This window comes from Pseudomonas sp. R5-89-07, assembly GCF_003851685.1.
In the GTDB taxonomy this organism is placed as follows: Bacteria; Pseudomonadota; Gammaproteobacteria; order Pseudomonadales; family Pseudomonadaceae; genus Aquipseudomonas.
The window spans coordinates 1,247,272-1,263,644 of sequence record NZ_CP027727.1 but is presented as its reverse complement, the minus strand read 5'-3'; the positions used below and the strand labels follow the sequence as shown (position 1 = coordinate 1,263,644).

The following is a 16,373-nucleotide window of genomic DNA, read 5'->3' as shown; positions in this document are numbered from 1 at the left end:
GCCTATGCCGATCCGTCATTGCATCGTCCACCTGATCGACAAAAAACCCGACGGCACTCCCGCAGTTCTGCATGCCCGTGATTCGGAGCTGTCCGAATCCGCCGCCATCGAGAACATGCTTGCCGACCTCAACGAGAGCTACAACGCCAAACAAGGCAAGGCCTGGGGTTTCTTCCATGCCGAGTCCGGCGCGCACCCGTTCAGCGGCTGGTTGAAGGAATACTTTGATGGTGGCCTGGACTTCACCGCATTCAGCCGTACGGCCGTGGAGCATCTGCAGAAGCTGATGGAAGAGTCCAACCTGTCCACCGGCGGCCACGTGCTGTTCGCCCACTACCAGCAGGGCATGACCGACTACCTGGCCATCGCGCTGCTGCACCACAGCGAAGGCGTGGCGGTGACCGATGAACTGGACGTGACCCCCTCACGCCACCTGGACCTGGGCCAACTGCACCTGGCAGCGCGGATCAACATCTCCGAGTGGCAGAACAACAAGCAGTCCAAGCAATACATCTCGTTTATCAAGGGCAAGAACGGCAAGAAGGTCTCGGAGTACTTCCGCGACTTTATCGGCTGCCAGGAAGGCGTCGACGGCCCGGGCGAAACCCGCACCCTGCTCAAGGCGTTCAGCGACTTCGTTGAAAGCGAAGACCTGCCGGACGAGTCGGCCCGCGAGAAAACCAAGACCCTGGTGGACTACGCCAGTAGCCAGGCCAAGCTCGGCGAGCCCATGGGCCTGGAAGAATTGTCCGGCTTGATCGATGAGGATCGGCCCAAAGCGTTTTACGACCACATTCGCAACAAGGACTACGGCCTGTCGCCGGAGATCCCCGCCGACAAACGCACGCTCAACCAGTTCCGCCGCTTCACCGGCCGCGCCGAAGGCTTGTCCATCAGTTTTGAAGCGCACCTGCTGGGCGACAAGATCGAATATGACGAAGCCGCCGGCACCTTGATCATCAAGGGCCTGCCGACCCAACTGACCGACCAGCTCAAGCGCCGTAACTGATGCTGGGCGGCGTGCTCAAGAAAGTCCTGCTGGTGCTGCTGGTCGTGGTGGTGATTCAGAACTGGGGCAAGATCGAGCGGCTGTTCAACCCCTCGCAAGTGGTTTCGGAGCAGGTACGCGCCTCGGCGCGCGTGGTGCTCTACGCCACCGAGTGGTGCGGCTACTGCAAGCAGACCCGGCGCTTCCTGGACCAGAAAGGTATTCCTTACCAGGCCTTCGATATCGAAAAGGACGCCCAGGCGCGCAAGGCGTATGAGGCGTTGGGCGGCGGTGGGATTCCGTTTGTGGACGTCAATGGCACGCTGATTCGCGACTATGACCCCGAGGCGATCATGGCCGCGCTGAAGTAACGCGACAGATCAAATGTGGGAGGGGGCTTGCCCCCGATAGCAGTGTGTCAGCCAGCCTATAGGTAGCTGACACACCGCAATCGGGGGCAAGCCCCCTCCCACATTGGGTTTTGTGAGGTGTTTAGAAATTGGCTTCGAGCGACACCATCGCCGTGCGCTCTTCTCCCACGTTGTAATACGCCGTACTCGGTGCCAGCCCGTTGACCGGTGCCGAGTTGAACGCCACGGTGCGCGCCGAGCTCAAGTACTCCTTGTCGAAGACGTTAAGCATCGAGAACCGCAGCGCGGCCGACTTGATGACTTTTTTGTCCACCGGCAGATAAATACCGGCGTTCAGGTCGAACACCGTGCGACCTTCGATCTTTTCCTTGTTGGTCAGGTCGCCATAGAAGCTGCCGACATACTTGCCCGCGATATTCCCGTAGAACCGCGCGTCGTCATACCCGAACACCAGGTTGAACATGTTTTCCGGCACGTTGGCCAGTTGCTTGCCCGATGTCGGCAACAGCACGTTCTTGCTGAGCAAGTCGTCCTTCTGCTCGGACTGGGTGTAGGTATAGGAGGCGTAGTAGTTGAAGTGGTTGGGCAACAAACCACTCCACTCCAGTTCCAGGCCTTTGTTATCGACACTGCCGACGTTGAGCACCATGTAATCACCGGCGGCGTCGGTGGTGGACACTTGGCGATCCTTGAAGCTGATGTAGAACAGCGTCGCACTCAATGCCATGTCGTCTTCGCTGTAGCGCCAGCCCAGTTCCTGGTTCCAGCTCAGTTCGGACTTGAGGCTGACCGAGTCGCCTTTGTTGTACAGCACGTAGTTGGGCGGCGTGCGCATGTTGCGGGTGACGTTGTAGAACGCCTGGTTACGCTCGTCCACCTGGTACTTGGCGCTGAAGTTCGGCAGGAACTGGTGGTAGCGGGTGTTACGTTTTTCCGGTTGGTCGTACAGGCTGCCGAGGTTATCGCCGTCACGCTCGACGTACTGGTACGCCACGCCGCCGACAAAACTCAGGTCCGGCGTGGCTTGCCAGTTGTCCTGAACCCAGAGTTTCTGCGCCGGGGTCACGGTGTAGTAATGGCGGCCCTGCACGGTCTTGCCGTTTTTATCCACCACCTGGCCGCCATCGTTGTAGTCACCCCACACATCGTCGGGCGCGCCCTCGCCGTTGATCCCGATAAACGGCTGGGTCTGGCGCTGGCGTGCGCGTTCATACCAGTAGCCGTAGTCCAGGCTGTGTTCGTCGTTGATGTCCCATTTCATCTTGGCCGTGAAGCCAGGGCGCCAGGTTTCGGTCCATGAGGGGCGGTAGTAGTTGGCCGATTGCAGGTTGCCCAGGTCGTAGTTGCCCGCCTTGTCGGAACGCGGGCCCAGGTTCGACGCGGTCTGGCCGCTGAAGCTGCCACCATTGGACCAGTAGTAATACGGCGTGAGCGTCAACGCCAGGTTGTCCTGCAACTGCCAGCGTTGGGTCAGGGTGGCGTTGACGCTTTCGAACGGGTTGCGGTTGAGCTTGTAGGACGCCGACAGCAATCCTGCCTTGTAGATCGGCGTCTCGGAGTAGTCCTTGCGCCGGCCTTCGTTGTCGAACTGGGCTTTGCTCAGGCTGTTGTAGTTGTAGTTCTCCTGCTGGTTGTACTTGATCGTGGCCAGGGTGGAGTTGCCGTTGCCATCTTCGTACAGGCTGCTCCACTCGACTTTATCGCTGCGCAGGGTGCCCTTGCCGCGCCACTTGTCACCTTCCAGGTGCGACGCCGAGACCCAGGTCTTGAGACCGCCCAAATCACCGGTATTCACCCGCACGAAGGTCTTGCGCAGGGCATTGGCGCCGACAATCTGCTTGGCGAAGACCCCGGCGTCCCTGGTCGGCCGAAGCGTGATCATGCCGATGTTACCGCCGCTCGAACCAATGTGCGGGCCGTCCGCCTCGGAGGAACCTTGCGTGGCGAACACTTCCGCGAGGTTTTCCGGATCGCCCAGCTGGTTGGAGTAGACGCTGTAGTTACCCGAATCGTTGATCGGTACGCCGTCGACCGACACGCCAACCTGGTCGGAGCTCATGCCGCGCATGGTGAAGGTGGTACCGCTGGTGCCGCTGGCGTCGTCGCTGGAAACGTTGATACCGGGCGTGTATTTGAGCTTGTCGATGGCATTGGCGGTCGCCGACATCTCATCCATGGCTTCCTTGGTCACCGTCGACCGTGCCTTGGCGCTGTCCTCGCGGATCATGTGACCGTTGCCCAGGGTTTGCTGGCCGGCCACCTGCACCGAGCCGACATCCTGGGAGTCGTCCGCCAGAATCAGCGGCGCAAAACCGCCCAGGCCCGAGGCCATGAGCAGGGCATAAAGTCTGTTGTAGTTCACGTGTAGATCCCTTACTGACGTTGCTCTGTTGAACGGGCAGAGGTAGGTGGCTTCCTGACCGCTTGCTCAGGAACCCAGGGATGATCCACGGCACGTGTAACGGTTTGGTGACAGGTTGGGGTGATTGCGATGAAGGTTCGGTGAACGGATGCGGGCCTAGCGCAACACGATCATGCGGCCCAGCAAGGTGTGCTGCTCAAAGCCCAGGACCGCTTGCAAGGCGTTCAACACGGCGACCGGGTCTTTGCTTGGGAAGCTGCCGCTGACGCGTTTGGCGCTCATCTCGTCGTTGAGCAGCAGGATGCGGCCGGGGTAGTAGCGCGCCAGGTCCTCGATCACCTCGGCCAGCGGCGCCTTGTAGTAGTTGAGCCACCCCTCGCGCCAGGCCAGGCGCGCCTCGCTGTCGACCGCATGCAGCGGCTCGGCCACCCCATCGGCGTAGGCCACTTGCTGGCCTGCCGTCAGAATTTGCTGCGGCGCCTGCCTGGAGGGCGTCACGCCAACCCGGCCGGACAACACGGTCACCTGCGCCCCCGCCGGTTGCAGGCGCACTTCGAACTGCGTGCCCAACACTGTCGTTGCTCCGCCGCCGGCCTCGACCACAAAGGGCTGGCCGGTGTGGGCAACCTGGAAAAAACCGGCGCCTCGACGCAACTGGATGCGCCGCTCGCCGTGGCTGAAATCCACGGCGATGGCGCTGTCGGCGTCGAGGGTGACATGGGATTGATCGGCCAGGGTGACGGTCCTCACCTCCCCTGGCGCCGTCACGTAGTCGGCGCCCAGATCATCGACCCAGCGCGACGGCTGCCATCCGGCGCCCATCGCCACCATCAGCCACAGACACGCGGCCATGGCCAAGGCGCCGGACCAGCGCAGCCTGCGCGAGCGCCGCGCACCGCTCATTGCATCGAGGTAGCCCTGCAAGGCCTGCGCGTCTTCGGCCGCCAAGCTGCGCGCCGGCACTTCGCTCAACTCCCACAGCACCTGGGCCTGGGCGTAGGCTTCGATGTGGGCGGGGTCGGCCCGCAGCCAATGGCTGAACGTGGCCTGGTCGCCGCTGCTGGGCTGGTCGTGCAGCAGGCTCAGCCAGGCGAGCGCGGCCTGTTCCTGGGCGGGCGTGGGCGTAACGTTCACGGTGCTTTCCCTGGCGTGCGTGGCGGCGGTTCGCGAAGGCTGGCCTTGCAGGCTTCGAGGGCACGCATCATATGTTTTTCCACAGCGCTCTGGGACAAGCCCATCGCCTTGGCGATCTGTGCGTATTTGCGACCGTGAATGCGGTTGAGCAGGAATATCTGCCGGGTGCGCTCGGGCAAGCTGCGCAAGGCGGCTTCGACATGGCGCAGGTCATTGCCCGCTTCGAGGGCCGCCTGGGGTTCGTCGCACTGGTTGTGCTGTTGCTCCGGCAACCAGCCTTCGTTGCTGCGCACGCGGGCGCCTTCGCTGCGCAAATGGTCGATGGCGATATTGCCGGCGCAGCGCAGCAGGTAGGTACTGAGCTCTTCGACCTGCACCAGCGGGCGACGCCAAAAGCGCAGGAACAGGTCCTGCACCAGGTCAGCCGCCGTGGCGCGACAACCGACACGGCGGCTGACCAGCGCTTCCATTTGCGAACGCTGGGACAAAAACACCTGCAGGAAATGCGCACGCCCACCGGCCGCATCGGCGTGCGAACTGTCCTGGGGTTTGGGCGGCGGGCTGATCATCATCGGCAACTCAGAAGAGGCCGAAGGCCGCGACCGGGCTGGCCAGCAGGCCCGCGCCCGCCAGCATCAGCGCCAGCCGTGGCCGATACGGCAACAGCAGCACCAGCAGCAAGGCGCTGAGCATCAGCACCGCGCACCACTCCACCAGGCCCTGGCCCCACCCCATCGCGACCACCGCAGGCCACGGCGACAGCGTCAGCAGCAACCAGCCGGCCCCGCGCAACACCAGACGCCGTGCAGGCGAGGGTTTGCGGCGCAGCAACTCGCCGTGATGACGGTCGGTCGACAGGCACAGCGCGGTAAACCCGGCGTAACACAGGAGCAGCGCGAGCAGCATTCAGCCGGCCTCCTGCTTGAGCGTCAATGAACGGGCGCGTTCAGCCTTGGGCTGCAATGCCGTGCGATGCCACATCTTCCAGGCTGCCCAGGCCAGGAACACGCCGCTGGCCAGGCACGTCAGGTCGAAGCCGGCCATGGCCCAGTCGCCCTGCACCAGTGAAACGCCCAGATGCTGCGAAGTGGTCAGCGCATTGACCAGCGGGAGGGCGACAAACAGCAGCGCAGCCAGGCTCAATTGCTCGACCCACGCCTGAGCGCCGCGACGCACCAGCGCGTGCAGCAGGCTCAAGGCCCAGGCGATGAAGAAGGCTTGCACCTCCCAGTCGGAGCGTTCGGCGAAGCGCACCGGCAACCAGCGGTTCGCCCAGAAGAACGCTGCGATGGCGATCACCAGGCCGGACATGCTGGCGATATTCAGCACTTCTACCAGGCGCAGCTCAAACGGCATGACGCCGGTTTTGGCGTGCTTGAGTTGGCGCTTGCCGAGCCAGATCACCAGCCCGGTTCCAATCATCGCCGTGCCTGCCAGGCCGCAGATAAAGTACAGCCAGCGCAACACCGGGCCAGCGAAATGGCCCATGTGCAAGCCGTAAAAACTGCCGCCAATCACCGCCGGCAAGGACGGCTCGCCACTGGCCCGCAACAGCTCGCCGGTGGTGCCGTTGAACGAGACGCTGCTGCCGAAATCATGCACCAGGCTGTCGGACCCGGCGCGGAACACATTCACCGAGGCATTGGCGTCACTCGGATTATTCACCGCCAAACGCTCCACATGCCCACCCGCCCACTGTTGCTGCGCCTGTTGGTACATCGGCCATAACGGCAGCAAGGTGCCCGGCTGGCCAAGGGCCGGCGCATTCTCGGAATTGGGGAATACCTCGTTGAAGAACGCACGGCCGTCGTTGCCATAGGAGGCCAGGATCGGCGCCGGCATCACCATGTTCATGAAGATCACCAGGCTGCTGTAGGTGATCATCAGGTGGAACGGCAACACCAGCACACCCACCGCGTTATGCCCGTCCAGCCAGGAGCGCTGGCCTTTGCGCGGGCGGAAGGTGAAGAAGTCCTTGAAGATTTTCTTGTGGGTGATGATGCCGGTGATCAGCGCGACGAACATCACCATGGCGGCAATCGTGGCCAGCCAGCGGCCCCACGGGTAAGGCATTTGCAGCTGGAAGTGAAAACGGTAGAAGAATTCGCCGCCCTTGCTCTCGCGGGCCTGGACTGCCTGCCCGCTGACTGGGTCGAGGACTTTCTCGATGAAGGCGCCGCGCTTGCCGGGCTCGACCTTGTCTTGCCACATCACTGACAGGCCGGGGTCGCGGTGGGTGGGCAAGGTGATGAACCAGCGCGCGGCCGTGGGCGCCTGTTGCTGCAGATAGCGTTGCGCCACGGCGAGGCTGCGTGCGTCGTCCAGCGGATGGGCCTGTATTTCTGGCTGCATCCAGTGGGTTATTTCGTCTTTGAAATAGGCCAGGGTGCCGGTCAGGAAAATCGCGAACAGCAACCAGCCGAAGATCAACCCCGCCCAGGTGTGCAGCCAGGCCATGGCTTGGCGAAAGCCCTCCTTCATGTGCGCACCATCCAGAAGCCAATGCCCGCCAGGGTGGCGAACAGCGCACTGGCCAGCATCACCCCCGCCCATGCGCGCCACGCCGTGCGGCAGGCGAAGCACCAGAGCACCGCCAGCAGGTAGAACACGAACGAACTCATCATGCCGGTGATCACTGCATCGGCGCGGGAGGTTGGCAGCCACAGCGCGAGGCAGATTGCCGCCAGGGAGGCCATCAGGTAACCGCCAACCACAGCTGCCAGCACCCGCGAGGTGACGGCGAGGCGATAAGCGGCGGGCAGTGAGGTTTTGCTTTTCATGCGGCAGGCGCCAAGTTCATCAGCGCGCAATATTAATGATAAATATTCTCATATGCAAAAGAGAACGGATGAATCACCGGTCATGGCCGATTGCCGAACCGCGTCTCCGGCCCTACAATGCGAACAATTCTTGTTCTCTAAAGCACGCCGATGCTGATGGAGTGATCACGTTGCCGCCGTCCAACACCGTCGAAGTGCTCTACAACGACCATCACCACTGGCTTACCGGCTGGTTGCGACGCAAGCTCGGCTGCCCGGAAAGCGCGGCCGACCTGGCGCAGGACACTTTCATCCGCCTGCTCAGCGCCCGCGAAGCGCCAACGCTGAACGAACCCCGCGCCTTTCTCGTCACCGTCGCCAAGCGCGTGCTGTTCAACTTCTACCGTCGCCAGGACCTGGAGCGCGCCTACCTCGATGCCCTGGCGCAAATGCCGCAGCACGTGGCGCCGTCGGAAGAAGACCGCGCCATTATCCTGCAAACCCTGCTGGAGCTGGACCAACTGCTCGACGGTCTGCCGGTGCAGGTCAAACGCGCCTTCCTGCTGGCCCAGCTCGATGGCCTGACCTACGCGCAAATCGGCGCACAACTGGGCATCTCCATTGCCACCGTCAAACGCCACCTGACCAAGGCCGCCCTGCGCTGTTACTTCGCCCTATGAACGTCTCCTCTCAAGTGGCCGAACAAGCCGTGCTCTGGTGGCTGGAAATGCAACAAGGCCGGCTCACCCCACGCCAGCAGTTGGCCTGGCAGCAATGGCTGGAGGCGCACAGCGAACACCAGCGCGCCTGGGACCAGATCCAGCGCGTCAACCAGCGCCTGCGCGGCATGCCTTCGCCGCTGGCGCATGCGGCGTTGAATGCACCCACATCCAACAGCCGGCGTCAGGCGCTGAAGCTGCTGTTGATTCTCGGCGCCGGGTCGGCGGCAGCCTGGAGCCTGCGCCAGCAACATATCCTGCCGCCGCTGACGGCCGACTACCGCAGCCCGGTTGGTCAGCGCCGCACCGTACAGTTGGCCGACGGCAGCCAGTTGCAGCTCAACACCGGCAGCGCCGTGGACGTGCATTTCGATAGCCAGCAGCGCCTGGTGCGCCTGCTCGAAGGTGAAATCCTGCTGACCGCCCGCGCAGGCGCCACGCCGCTGCGCGTCCTCACCGGCCAGGGCCTGCTCAGCAGCCAGGCGGCGCGCTTGAATGTGCGGCAGTTCAACGACCATTCCCAACTGTCGGTGCTCGACGGCCACGTCGAGGTAATGCCCAACCACTACAGCGGCCTGCCGCTGACCGTCACCGCCGCGCATCAGGTCAACTACACCCGCAAAGGCTGGGACAGCCCTCGCCCCACCGACGCCAACAGCGGCGCCTGGGCTGACGGCATGCTGGTGGCCGCGCACATGCGCCTGGAAGATTTCCTCGGCGAACTGGGGCGCTACCGCCGTGGCCAGCTCAAGTGCGACCCGCAGGTGGCCAACCTGCTGCTGTCGGGCAGTTATCCACTGGAGGACAGCGAACGCATTCTCGACCTGCTGGAGGTCAGCCTGCCGGTCACCGTGCGGCGTTTTACCCGCTATTGGGTGACGGTTCAGGCCCGTGCCTGAACGTTTTTAAAAAACAGTGAGCTGTTTTCCAGCCCTCGCGTGACAGAGAAGGAAAGCCACCTTGACCCTTCCTTCTCAGGACCGCCCTTCATGCCCCTGCAACCGACGCTTCTTGCCCGCACCCTGCGCCAACTCCTGCTCGGCGCCAGCCTCAGCCTGACCGTACTGCCCCCGGCAATGGCGGCCGAAGCGAAGACCTATCACATCGCGCCCACCAGCCTGGAAGCGGCGCTGAACCAGTTCGGCCGCGAAGCCGGCGTGCTGGTGTCGTTCGGTTCCGAGGTCACCGCCGGCCTGCAAAGCCCAGGCTTGTCGGGCAATTACAGCGCCGCCGAGGGCCTGCAAAAACTCTTGGAAGGCAGTGGCCTGCAAGCCCGTGCCGAGGGCGACAATGCCTACAGCCTGCAACCCGCCAGCATCCCGGCCACCCTCGAGCTGCAGACGTCCAACGTGGTCGGCGACTGGCTCGGCGATGCGGCGCAGACCAACGTGTTCGAACACCCCGGCGCACGCGACGTGATCCGCCGCGAAGAATTCGAACGCCAGGGCGCCACCCAGGCCCGCGACGTGCTCAACCGCATCCCCGGCGTCAATGCCCCAGACAACAACGGCACCGGCAGCCATGACATGGCGCTGAACTTCGGCATTCGCGGGCTCAACCCACGCCTGGCCTCGCGCTCCACGGTGCTGATGGACGGCATCCCCGTGCCCTTCGCACCTTACGGCCAGCCACAACTGTCCTTCGCCCCGATCAGCATGGGCAACATGGACGCGGTCGACGTAGTACGCGGCGGCGGCGCAGTGCGCTACGGCCCGCAGAACGTCGGCGGCATCGTCAATTTCGTGACCCGCGCAATCCCGCAGGCGCCCACCGTCAAAGGCGGCCTGCAGACCGAAACCAGCCCGTCCTCCAGCCACGATGGCTTCAAGACCACCGGCAACCTGCTGGCCGGCGGCACCGCCGACAATGGCCTGGGCGGCGCGCTGCTGTACTCCGGCACCCGCGGTGGCGACTGGCGGGAAAACAGCGACACGCGCATCGATGACCTGATCCTGAAGGGCAAATACCAACTGGATGACGCCAACAGCTTCAACGCCATGGCGCAGTACTACGAAGGCCAGGCCGATATGCCCGGCGGCTTGAACGTCAAGGACTACAAGGCCGATCCCTACCAGTCGACCCGCCCCTACGACAAATTCTGGGGCCGCCGTACGATGTTCAACTTAGGCTACCGCTACGAGCAGGATCGCCGCGAATTCACGGTCAACAGCTTCTTCACCAAGACCCTGCGCAGCGGTTACCTCGATCAGGGCAGCTTCCTCTCGCTGTCACCGCGCGAATACTGGGTACGTGGCCTGGAAACCCGCTTCGCCCAGGGCTTCGACCTCGGCCCCACCCGCCACGAAGTGGGCGTCGGCTACCGCTACATCAACGAAGCCGGCCACGAGTTGCGCTACCGCACGCCGATTGCCGCCAACCAGCCAATGCCGAGCACCGACAGCCGCAACGACCGCGACACGCGCGGCGGCACCGAAGCCAATGCCTTCTTCATCGACGACCGTATCGATATCGGCAAGTGGACGATCACGCCGGGCATGCGCTACGAGATGATCAAGTCCCAGCAGAGCAACAACCTCACCAACGTCAACTACAAGGGCGACTACAACACCGCGCTGCCGGCGTTGAACGTGCTCTACCACCTCACCGAGGACTGGAACCTCTACGCCAACACCGAAGGTTCGTTCGGCAGCGTGCAGTACAGCCAGATGCCCAACCGCGTGAACAGCGGCGAAGTGAAACCGGAAAAAGCCCGCACCTGGGAGCTGGGCACGCGCTATGACAACGGCAGCCTGCGCGCGGAAATCGGTGCGTTCCTGATTAATTTCGACAACCAGTACGACAGCAACCAGACCAATGACACCGTAATCGCGCGCGGTGAAACCCGGCACCAGGGCATCGAGTCGAGCATCAACTATGCCCTCGACGGCCTGAGCCCGGCGCTGGCCGGTTTCGATGTGTACGCCACTTACGCGTATGTCGACGCGACCATCCGCGAAGACGGCCCGAACAAAGGCAACCGCGTGCCCTTCTCGTCCAGGCACAAAGGCACTCTTGGCGTGGGTTACACCGAAGGGCCGTGGAAGCTCAACCTGGACAGCAGCTACCAGAGCAGCCAGTTCGCCGACAACGCCAACACCCAGGCCGAAAGCGCCGACGGTGCGAATGGGCGCATCCCCGGCTACATGCTGTTCAGCAGCCGCGCAGCCTATGACTTCGGCCCGCAGCTGTCGGACCTGAACGTAGCGGTGGGGGTGAAGAATATCTTCAACAAGCAGTACTACACACGCTCATTCGACGATAACAACAAGGGCAAGTACGTGGGTGAGCCGCGCACGGTGTATGTGCAAACGTCCATCGCGTTCTGACTGGCTGCCTTCAATTTGCAGGCCACCACACATCCAAATGTGGGAGGGGGCTTGCCCCCTCCCACATTTGATACCCAGCATGCTCAGGAACGAAAACGGGCCTGCATGTGCAGGCCCGTTCATGGGGGGTGGAAAAACCGTCAGCTGTTAATGGCAGCGTTTTCGTTTTCCAGAAATTCCTCTTCAAGCGCGTCTTCATTCACTTTGTTGATCGGCTGGTTTTTACCGGCAGCGCGGGGCTTGCCTTGCAGTTTGCCGAACAGATGCTCCAGGGCGTGATCGAGCTTGGTGGCCGCGCCATCGATCGCTTGTTCCAGCGTATCGGCTTTATGGCAGACCGAAACTGCTTGATGGCCCTTTGGCCGTGCTTCCAGACGGCAACTCAGATCATGGGGGCCAGGCTTGTCGCCGTTCTCATCGCGCAGGTAAACCTCAACGCGGGTCAAGTCTTCTTCATAACGTTCGAGCGTGCTCTCAATGGTGGTACGTACCCACTCCTCCAGTCGGATGCTGCTTTCAATATGGTTATCGCTATTGACTTGGATTTGCATAGTTCTTCCCTTATTTCAGCTAGCTCGCCAGAGATCACAAACTGCAACACCGGGGTGGTGAAACCATGACCTCTTGATTACACAATTGAGCACTCGCTGAAACAATTCAACCCCTTTGCAAAGATAAATCCTACATTACAAATTAACCCTGACGACAAGCAAAAACGCTGTTAGGGTGGGGAGTTAGTTACATCTTCCTGCGCTCCGTGATCCTCACAATTGCCCCTCTCCCAGGGGGTGCAATGCACGAAAAATCCCCGCCTCCTCCACCAGCCAATCATGCACCGCGCGTACGCCCGGATGGCTCAGTGCGCCTGGCGCATACAGCAGCACATAGCGTTTATGGTTGGGCACGGCCAGGCCGAACGGCACGATCAGGGTGCCGCGTTCCAGTTCGTCGTTGAGCAAGGTGCGCCGCGCAATCGCCACGCCCATGCCCGCGATGGCGGCTTCGATGGTCAGGTGGTTGCGGTTGAAGGTGTGCCCGCGGCGCACATCGGCGTCGTGGTAACCGATGGCATTCAGGTAAAACTCCCACTCGGCGTACTCATAGCTCCCACGCCAGGCGGTAATGTCGTGCAGCAGCGGGAAGTGCGCCAGGTCCGCCGGCCCATGCAACGGCGGGCGCCCGCGCAGCAGGCTGGGGGCGCACACCGGAAAAATCTGCTCGTCCAGCAGCGCTGTGGATAACAGGCCCGGGTAGCTGCCGTCGTTCAGGTCGATGGCCAGGTCGAAATCGCCCTCATGCAAGGCGATGCTGCTGTCTTCGGCAACCATGCGCAGCTGGATGTCCGGAAAGCGCTGTTGCAGACGTGGCAGACGCGGGGTCAGCCACTTGCCGAGAAACGATGGGATCGAACGCAGGCGCAAGGTGCCGCTGATCATCCCGGCGTCCAAGCGCTGTAACTCGGCATCAATGCTGCCGTAAGCCTCCCCCACCACCGCTGCCAGGCGCTGCCCTTCGGCACTCAGTTCCACGCCCCTGGCCCGCCGGTGAAACAGCCGGAAGCCCAGGCGGTCCTCCAGTTGGCGAATCTGCTGGCTCACCGCCCCCGGCGTGATGTGCAGTTCTTCGGCGCAGCGGGTGAACGACAAATGCCGTGCAGCGCAGGAAAACACGTGCAGCCAGACGTACGTCTGGCCATGAAGCGGGCGGGTCATAGCGTTTAGTCCTGCTAAAGGGTGTCTTAGGATAATTCGTTGGTCAGTGCTGATCCAGAGGCTCAGTATCGCGCCAATTCCGCCTGCTCTACAAAACATGGCAGCGATTTCTACTCCATTGCTTGTAAGGCTTTAGCATGGCTATCAGTGTTTTCGATCTATTCAAAGTGGGCATCGGCCCATCCAGCTCCCATACCGTCGGCCCGATGCGTGCTGCGGCAACCTTTGCCCAGGCGCTGACCGACCAGCAGTTGCTTGGCCAGACCCGCCGCGTCGAAGTGCGTTTATACGGTTCGCTGTCTGCGACAGGCGTCGGTCACGCCACCGACCGCGCCTGCGTGATGGGCTTGATGGGCGAATGGCCGGATCGCGTCGACCCCACCTCGATCAACGCACGCATCCAGCAACTGCGCGAGTCCGGCCAGTTGCTCCTCGCCGGCCACCACGCCGTTGCCTTCAACTGGCACACCGACCTGCTGCTGCTCGATGAAAGCCTGCCCTACCACCCCAACGCCATGTCCCTGCACGCCTATGGCGACAGCGGCCTGTTAAGCGAGCAGACCTACTATTCGGTGGGCGGTGGTTTCATCATCGAGGCTGCCGAAGCCGCGTCAGGCATTGCGCCGACCAGCGACGTGCAGTTGCCCTACGACTTTTCCAGCGCCGTCGAGCTGCTGACCTTGTGCAACCAACACGGCCTGCGGGTTTCGGAACTGATGATGGCCAACGAACGGGCCTGGCGCAGCGACGAGGAAATCCGCAGCGGCCTGCTGCACATCTGGTCGGTGATGCGTGAGTGCGTGGAACAAGGCCTGCGCGATGAAGGCATTTTGCCTGGCGGCCTCGACGTGCCACGCCGCGCGGCGAAACTGCACCGCAGCCTGCTGGAAATCGGCAAGCCGAACGTGATCACCTCGACCTTGTCGGCCATGGAGTGGGTCAACCTGTTCGCCCTCGCCGTCAACGAAGAGAATGCCGCCGGTGGGCGCATGGTCACCGCGCCGACCAATGGCGCGGCGGGCATCATCCCGGCGGTGTTGCACTACTACATGAAGTTCAACACCGACGCGTCCGACGACGACGTCGTCAATTTCTTCCTGGCCGCCGCCGCCGTCGGCATCCTCTGCAAGAAGAACGCCTCGATTTCCGGTGCCGAAGTCGGCTGCCAGGGCGAAGTCGGCTCGGCCTGCGCCATGGCCGCCGCCGGGCTGGCCGATATCCTCGGTGCTACCCCGGAGCAACTGGAAAACGCCGCCGAAATCGGCCTGGAACACAACCTCGGCCTGACCTGCGACCCGGTCGGCGGCCTCGTGCAGGTGCCCTGCATCGAGCGCAACGCCATCGCAGCCGTCAAAGCCATCAACGCCACCCAGATGGCCTTGCGCGGCGACGGCAAGCACTTCATTTCCCTGGACCGGGTGATCCGCACCATGCGCGATACCGGCGCCGATATGCATGACAAATACAAAGAAACTTCACGGGGCGGCCTGGCGGTCAGCTGGGTGGAGTGCTGATCGGAGCACTTTCACCCGCCCCAACGTGAGCCCGCGCAAAAATAATAACGAGGCAATATCGATGACTGATGTACGTACACCTGCTGCCGAAAATCCCGCTGTAGAGAGCACTGTCACCACCGGCTGGACCAAACACGACACCACCTGGATGCTCGGCCTCTACGGCACCGCCATTGGCGCAGGCACCTTGTTCCTGCCGATCAATGCCGGCGTCGGCGGCTTCTGGCCGTTGATCGTGCTGGCGCTGCTGGCCTTCCCGATGACCTTCTTCGCCCACCGTGGGCTGACGCGCTTCGTGCTGTCGGGCAAATCCGGCGACATCACCGAAGTGGTTGAAGAGCACTTCGGCGTGGGCGCAGGCAAGCTGATCACCCTGCTCTACTTCTTTGCGATCTTCCCGATTCTGCTGGTGTACAGCGTGGCGCTGACCAATACCCTGGGCAGCTTCATGCAACACCAGTTGCACATGACCCCGCCGCCGCGGGCGATCCTGTCGCTGGTGCTAATCCTCGGCCTGATGGCCATCGTGCGCTGCGGCCAGGGCGTGATCGTCAAGGCCATGAGCGTGTTGGTGTACCCGTTCGTCGCCGCCTTGCTGTTGCTGGCCGTCAGCCTGATCCCCAACTGGAACGGCGCATTCTTCGCTTCCGCCAGCGAAGGGATGCCGCTGCCGCTGTTCTTCAAGACCCTGTGGCTGGCGATCCCGGTGATGGTGTTCTCGTTCAACCACTCGCCGATCATCTCCGCGTTCGCCGTCGACCAGAAGCGCGTGTACGGCGCCCAGGCCGAACGCAAAAGCAGCGGCATCCTCGCCACCGCCCACGGCATGATGGTGGTGACCGTGATGTTCTTCTGCTTCAGTTGCGTGCTGGCGCTGTCACCGGCTGACCTCGCCGCGGCCAAGGCACAGAACATCTCGATCCTGTCGTACCTGGCCAACCACTTCCAGACCCCGGTGATCGCCTACGCCGCGCCGTTGATCGCGCTGGTGGCGATCACCAAATCCTTCCTCGGCCACTACATCGGTGCCAGCGAAGGCTTCCAGGGCTTGATCGTCAAATCCCTGCGCGGGCGCAATCGCTCCCTGTCGTCCAAAGGGCTGGAGCGCTGCACCGCGCTGTTCATGGTGCTGGCCTGCTGGGCCGTGGCCACCTTCAACCCAAGCATCCTGGGCATGATCGAAACCCTGGGCGGGCCGATCATCGCGTGCCTGCTGTTCCTGATGCCGATGTACGCGATCCAGCGCGTGCCAGCTCTGCGCCAGTATTCGGGCCAGGTGTCGAATGTGTTCGTAGTGGTGATCGGCCTGATTGCGCTGTCTGCGATCGTTTTCTCCGTGCTGCCCTGAAACGGGTCACCGCCCCCAGGAACAACCCAGGTCTGATGTGGGAGGGGGCTTGCCCCCGATAGCGGTGTATCAGCCAACAAATACTCGGCTGGAACACCGCAATCGGGAGCAAGCCCCCTCCCACATTTAAAGCTTCAGCG

General features: G+C 62.6%; 15 protein-coding genes. 7 read left to right on the top strand and 8 right to left on the bottom strand.

Annotated features, from left to right (window positions below; all coding sequences use genetic code 11):
- The first annotated feature begins 4 nt into the window (after positions 1 to 4).
- Together yejK and C4J94_RS05730 are read left to right on the top strand one after the other, a co-directional pair.
- Positions 5 to 1,009, top strand: a complete 1,005-nt coding sequence (yejK, locus tag C4J94_RS05735; RefSeq protein WP_124385290.1) for a nucleoid-associated protein YejK — start codon at positions 5 to 7, stop codon at positions 1,007 to 1,009.
- Complete coding sequence (locus tag C4J94_RS05730; RefSeq protein ID WP_124385289.1) at positions 1,009 to 1,359, top strand: glutaredoxin family protein; 351 nt, start codon at positions 1,009 to 1,011, stop codon at positions 1,357 to 1,359. The genes yejK and C4J94_RS05730 overlap by 1 nt, the downstream gene beginning before the upstream one ends.
- A 121-nt stretch (positions 1,360 to 1,480) precedes the next feature.
- Here the strand turns inward: C4J94_RS05730 and C4J94_RS05725 are convergent, their stop codons facing one another.
- The 6 genes from C4J94_RS05725 to C4J94_RS05700 form a co-directional block, all read right to left on the bottom strand.
- Entirely contained in the window at positions 1,481 to 3,721 is a 2,241-nt protein-coding gene (locus C4J94_RS05725) for a TonB-dependent receptor (RefSeq protein WP_124385288.1), read from the bottom strand.
- A 156-nt stretch (positions 3,722 to 3,877) separates the two neighbouring features.
- A complete protein-coding gene (locus C4J94_RS05720; protein WP_124385287.1) occupies positions 3,878 to 4,855 on the bottom strand; it encodes a FecR family protein in 978 nt (325 codons plus the stop codon).
- Positions 4,852 to 5,427 (bottom strand): RNA polymerase sigma factor, encoded by a 576-nt coding sequence (locus C4J94_RS05715; protein WP_124385286.1) that lies wholly within the window; start codon positions 5,425 to 5,427, stop codon positions 4,852 to 4,854. Before C4J94_RS05715 ends, C4J94_RS05720 begins: the two co-directional genes overlap by 4 nt.
- A 7-nt stretch (positions 5,428 to 5,434) precedes the next feature.
- On the bottom strand, positions 5,435 to 5,761 hold the full coding sequence (locus C4J94_RS05710) for a DUF3325 domain-containing protein (protein WP_124385285.1): 327 nt from the start codon (positions 5,759 to 5,761) through the stop codon (positions 5,435 to 5,437).
- Positions 5,762 to 7,336, bottom strand: coding sequence for a PepSY domain-containing protein (locus tag C4J94_RS05705; RefSeq protein ID WP_124385284.1), 1,575 nt, complete (start codon positions 7,334 to 7,336; stop codon positions 5,762 to 5,764).
- Complete coding sequence (locus C4J94_RS05700) at positions 7,333 to 7,635, bottom strand: DUF3649 domain-containing protein (protein WP_124385283.1); 303 nt, start codon at positions 7,633 to 7,635, stop codon at positions 7,333 to 7,335. Before C4J94_RS05700 ends, C4J94_RS05705 begins: the two co-directional genes overlap by 4 nt.
- Positions 7,636 to 7,805: 170 nt before the next feature.
- On the opposite strand from C4J94_RS05700, the gene C4J94_RS05695 reads away from it, so the two are divergent.
- From C4J94_RS05695 to fecA, 3 genes are all read left to right on the top strand, one after another.
- Positions 7,806 to 8,294 (top strand): sigma-70 family RNA polymerase sigma factor, encoded by a 489-nt coding sequence (locus C4J94_RS05695; protein WP_124385282.1) that lies wholly within the window; start codon positions 7,806 to 7,808, stop codon positions 8,292 to 8,294.
- Positions 8,291 to 9,232 carry a FecR domain-containing protein gene (locus C4J94_RS05690; protein WP_124385281.1) on the top strand — a complete coding sequence of 314 codons (942 nt, stop codon included), beginning with the start codon at positions 8,291 to 8,293 and terminating at the stop codon, positions 9,230 to 9,232. The genes C4J94_RS05695 and C4J94_RS05690 overlap by 4 nt, the downstream gene beginning before the upstream one ends.
- Before the next feature lie 90 nt (positions 9,233 to 9,322).
- Positions 9,323 to 11,659 (top strand): TonB-dependent Fe(3+) dicitrate receptor FecA, encoded by a 2,337-nt coding sequence (fecA, locus tag C4J94_RS05685; RefSeq protein ID WP_124385280.1) that lies wholly within the window; start codon positions 9,323 to 9,325, stop codon positions 11,657 to 11,659.
- Between the two features lie 140 nt (positions 11,660 to 11,799).
- Here the strand turns inward: fecA and C4J94_RS05680 are convergent, their stop codons facing one another.
- On the bottom strand, positions 11,800 to 12,210 hold the full coding sequence (locus tag C4J94_RS05680; RefSeq protein WP_124385279.1) for an HPF/RaiA family ribosome-associated protein: 411 nt from the start codon (positions 12,208 to 12,210) through the stop codon (positions 11,800 to 11,802).
- 213 nt (positions 12,211 to 12,423) lie between these two features.
- A complete protein-coding gene (locus tag C4J94_RS05675) occupies positions 12,424 to 13,371 on the bottom strand; it encodes a LysR substrate-binding domain-containing protein (RefSeq protein WP_124385278.1) in 948 nt (315 codons plus the stop codon).
- A 137-nt stretch (positions 13,372 to 13,508) separates the two neighbouring features.
- Between C4J94_RS05675 and C4J94_RS05670 the strand changes: the two genes are divergently transcribed.
- Both C4J94_RS05670 and C4J94_RS05665 read left to right on the top strand, forming a co-directional pair.
- Positions 13,509 to 14,885 carry an L-serine ammonia-lyase gene (locus C4J94_RS05670; protein WP_124385277.1) on the top strand — a complete coding sequence of 459 codons (1,377 nt, stop codon included), beginning with the start codon at positions 13,509 to 13,511 and terminating at the stop codon, positions 14,883 to 14,885.
- Positions 14,886 to 14,946: 61 nt separating this feature from the next.
- Positions 14,947 to 16,233, top strand: coding sequence for a serine/threonine transporter (locus tag C4J94_RS05665; RefSeq protein ID WP_124385276.1), 1,287 nt, complete (start codon positions 14,947 to 14,949; stop codon positions 16,231 to 16,233).
- The last annotated feature ends 140 nt before the right edge of the window (positions 16,234 to 16,373 follow it).

Excerpts from the sequence above, each read along its gene's own strand:
- yejK (WP_124385290.1), top strand. The coding sequence starts at position 5 with ATGCCGATCCGTCATTGCATCGTCCACCTGATCGACAAAAAACCCGAC.
- C4J94_RS05730 (WP_124385289.1), top strand. The coding sequence starts at position 1,009 with ATGCTGGGCGGCGTGCTCAAGAAAGTCCTGCTGGTGCTGCTGGTCGTG.
- C4J94_RS05715 (WP_124385286.1), bottom strand. The coding sequence starts at position 5,427 with ATGATGATCAGCCCGCCGCCCAAACCCCAGGACAGTTCGCACGCCGAT.
- C4J94_RS05710 (WP_124385285.1), bottom strand. The coding sequence starts at position 5,761 with ATGCTGCTCGCGCTGCTCCTGTGTTACGCCGGGTTTACCGCGCTGTGC.
- C4J94_RS05705 (WP_124385284.1), bottom strand. The coding sequence starts at position 7,336 with ATGAAGGAGGGCTTTCGCCAAGCCATGGCCTGGCTGCACACCTGGGCG.
- C4J94_RS05700 (WP_124385283.1), bottom strand. The coding sequence starts at position 7,635 with ATGAAAAGCAAAACCTCACTGCCCGCCGCTTATCGCCTCGCCGTCACC.
- C4J94_RS05690 (WP_124385281.1), top strand. The coding sequence starts at position 8,291 with ATGAACGTCTCCTCTCAAGTGGCCGAACAAGCCGTGCTCTGGTGGCTG.
- fecA (WP_124385280.1), top strand. The coding sequence starts at position 9,323 with ATGCCCCTGCAACCGACGCTTCTTGCCCGCACCCTGCGCCAACTCCTG.
- C4J94_RS05680 (WP_124385279.1), bottom strand. The coding sequence starts at position 12,210 with ATGCAAATCCAAGTCAATAGCGATAACCATATTGAAAGCAGCATCCGA.
- C4J94_RS05675 (WP_124385278.1), bottom strand. The coding sequence starts at position 13,371 with ATGACCCGCCCGCTTCATGGCCAGACGTACGTCTGGCTGCACGTGTTT.
- C4J94_RS05670 (WP_124385277.1), top strand. The coding sequence starts at position 13,509 with ATGGCTATCAGTGTTTTCGATCTATTCAAAGTGGGCATCGGCCCATCC.
- C4J94_RS05665 (WP_124385276.1), top strand. The coding sequence starts at position 14,947 with ATGACTGATGTACGTACACCTGCTGCCGAAAATCCCGCTGTAGAGAGC.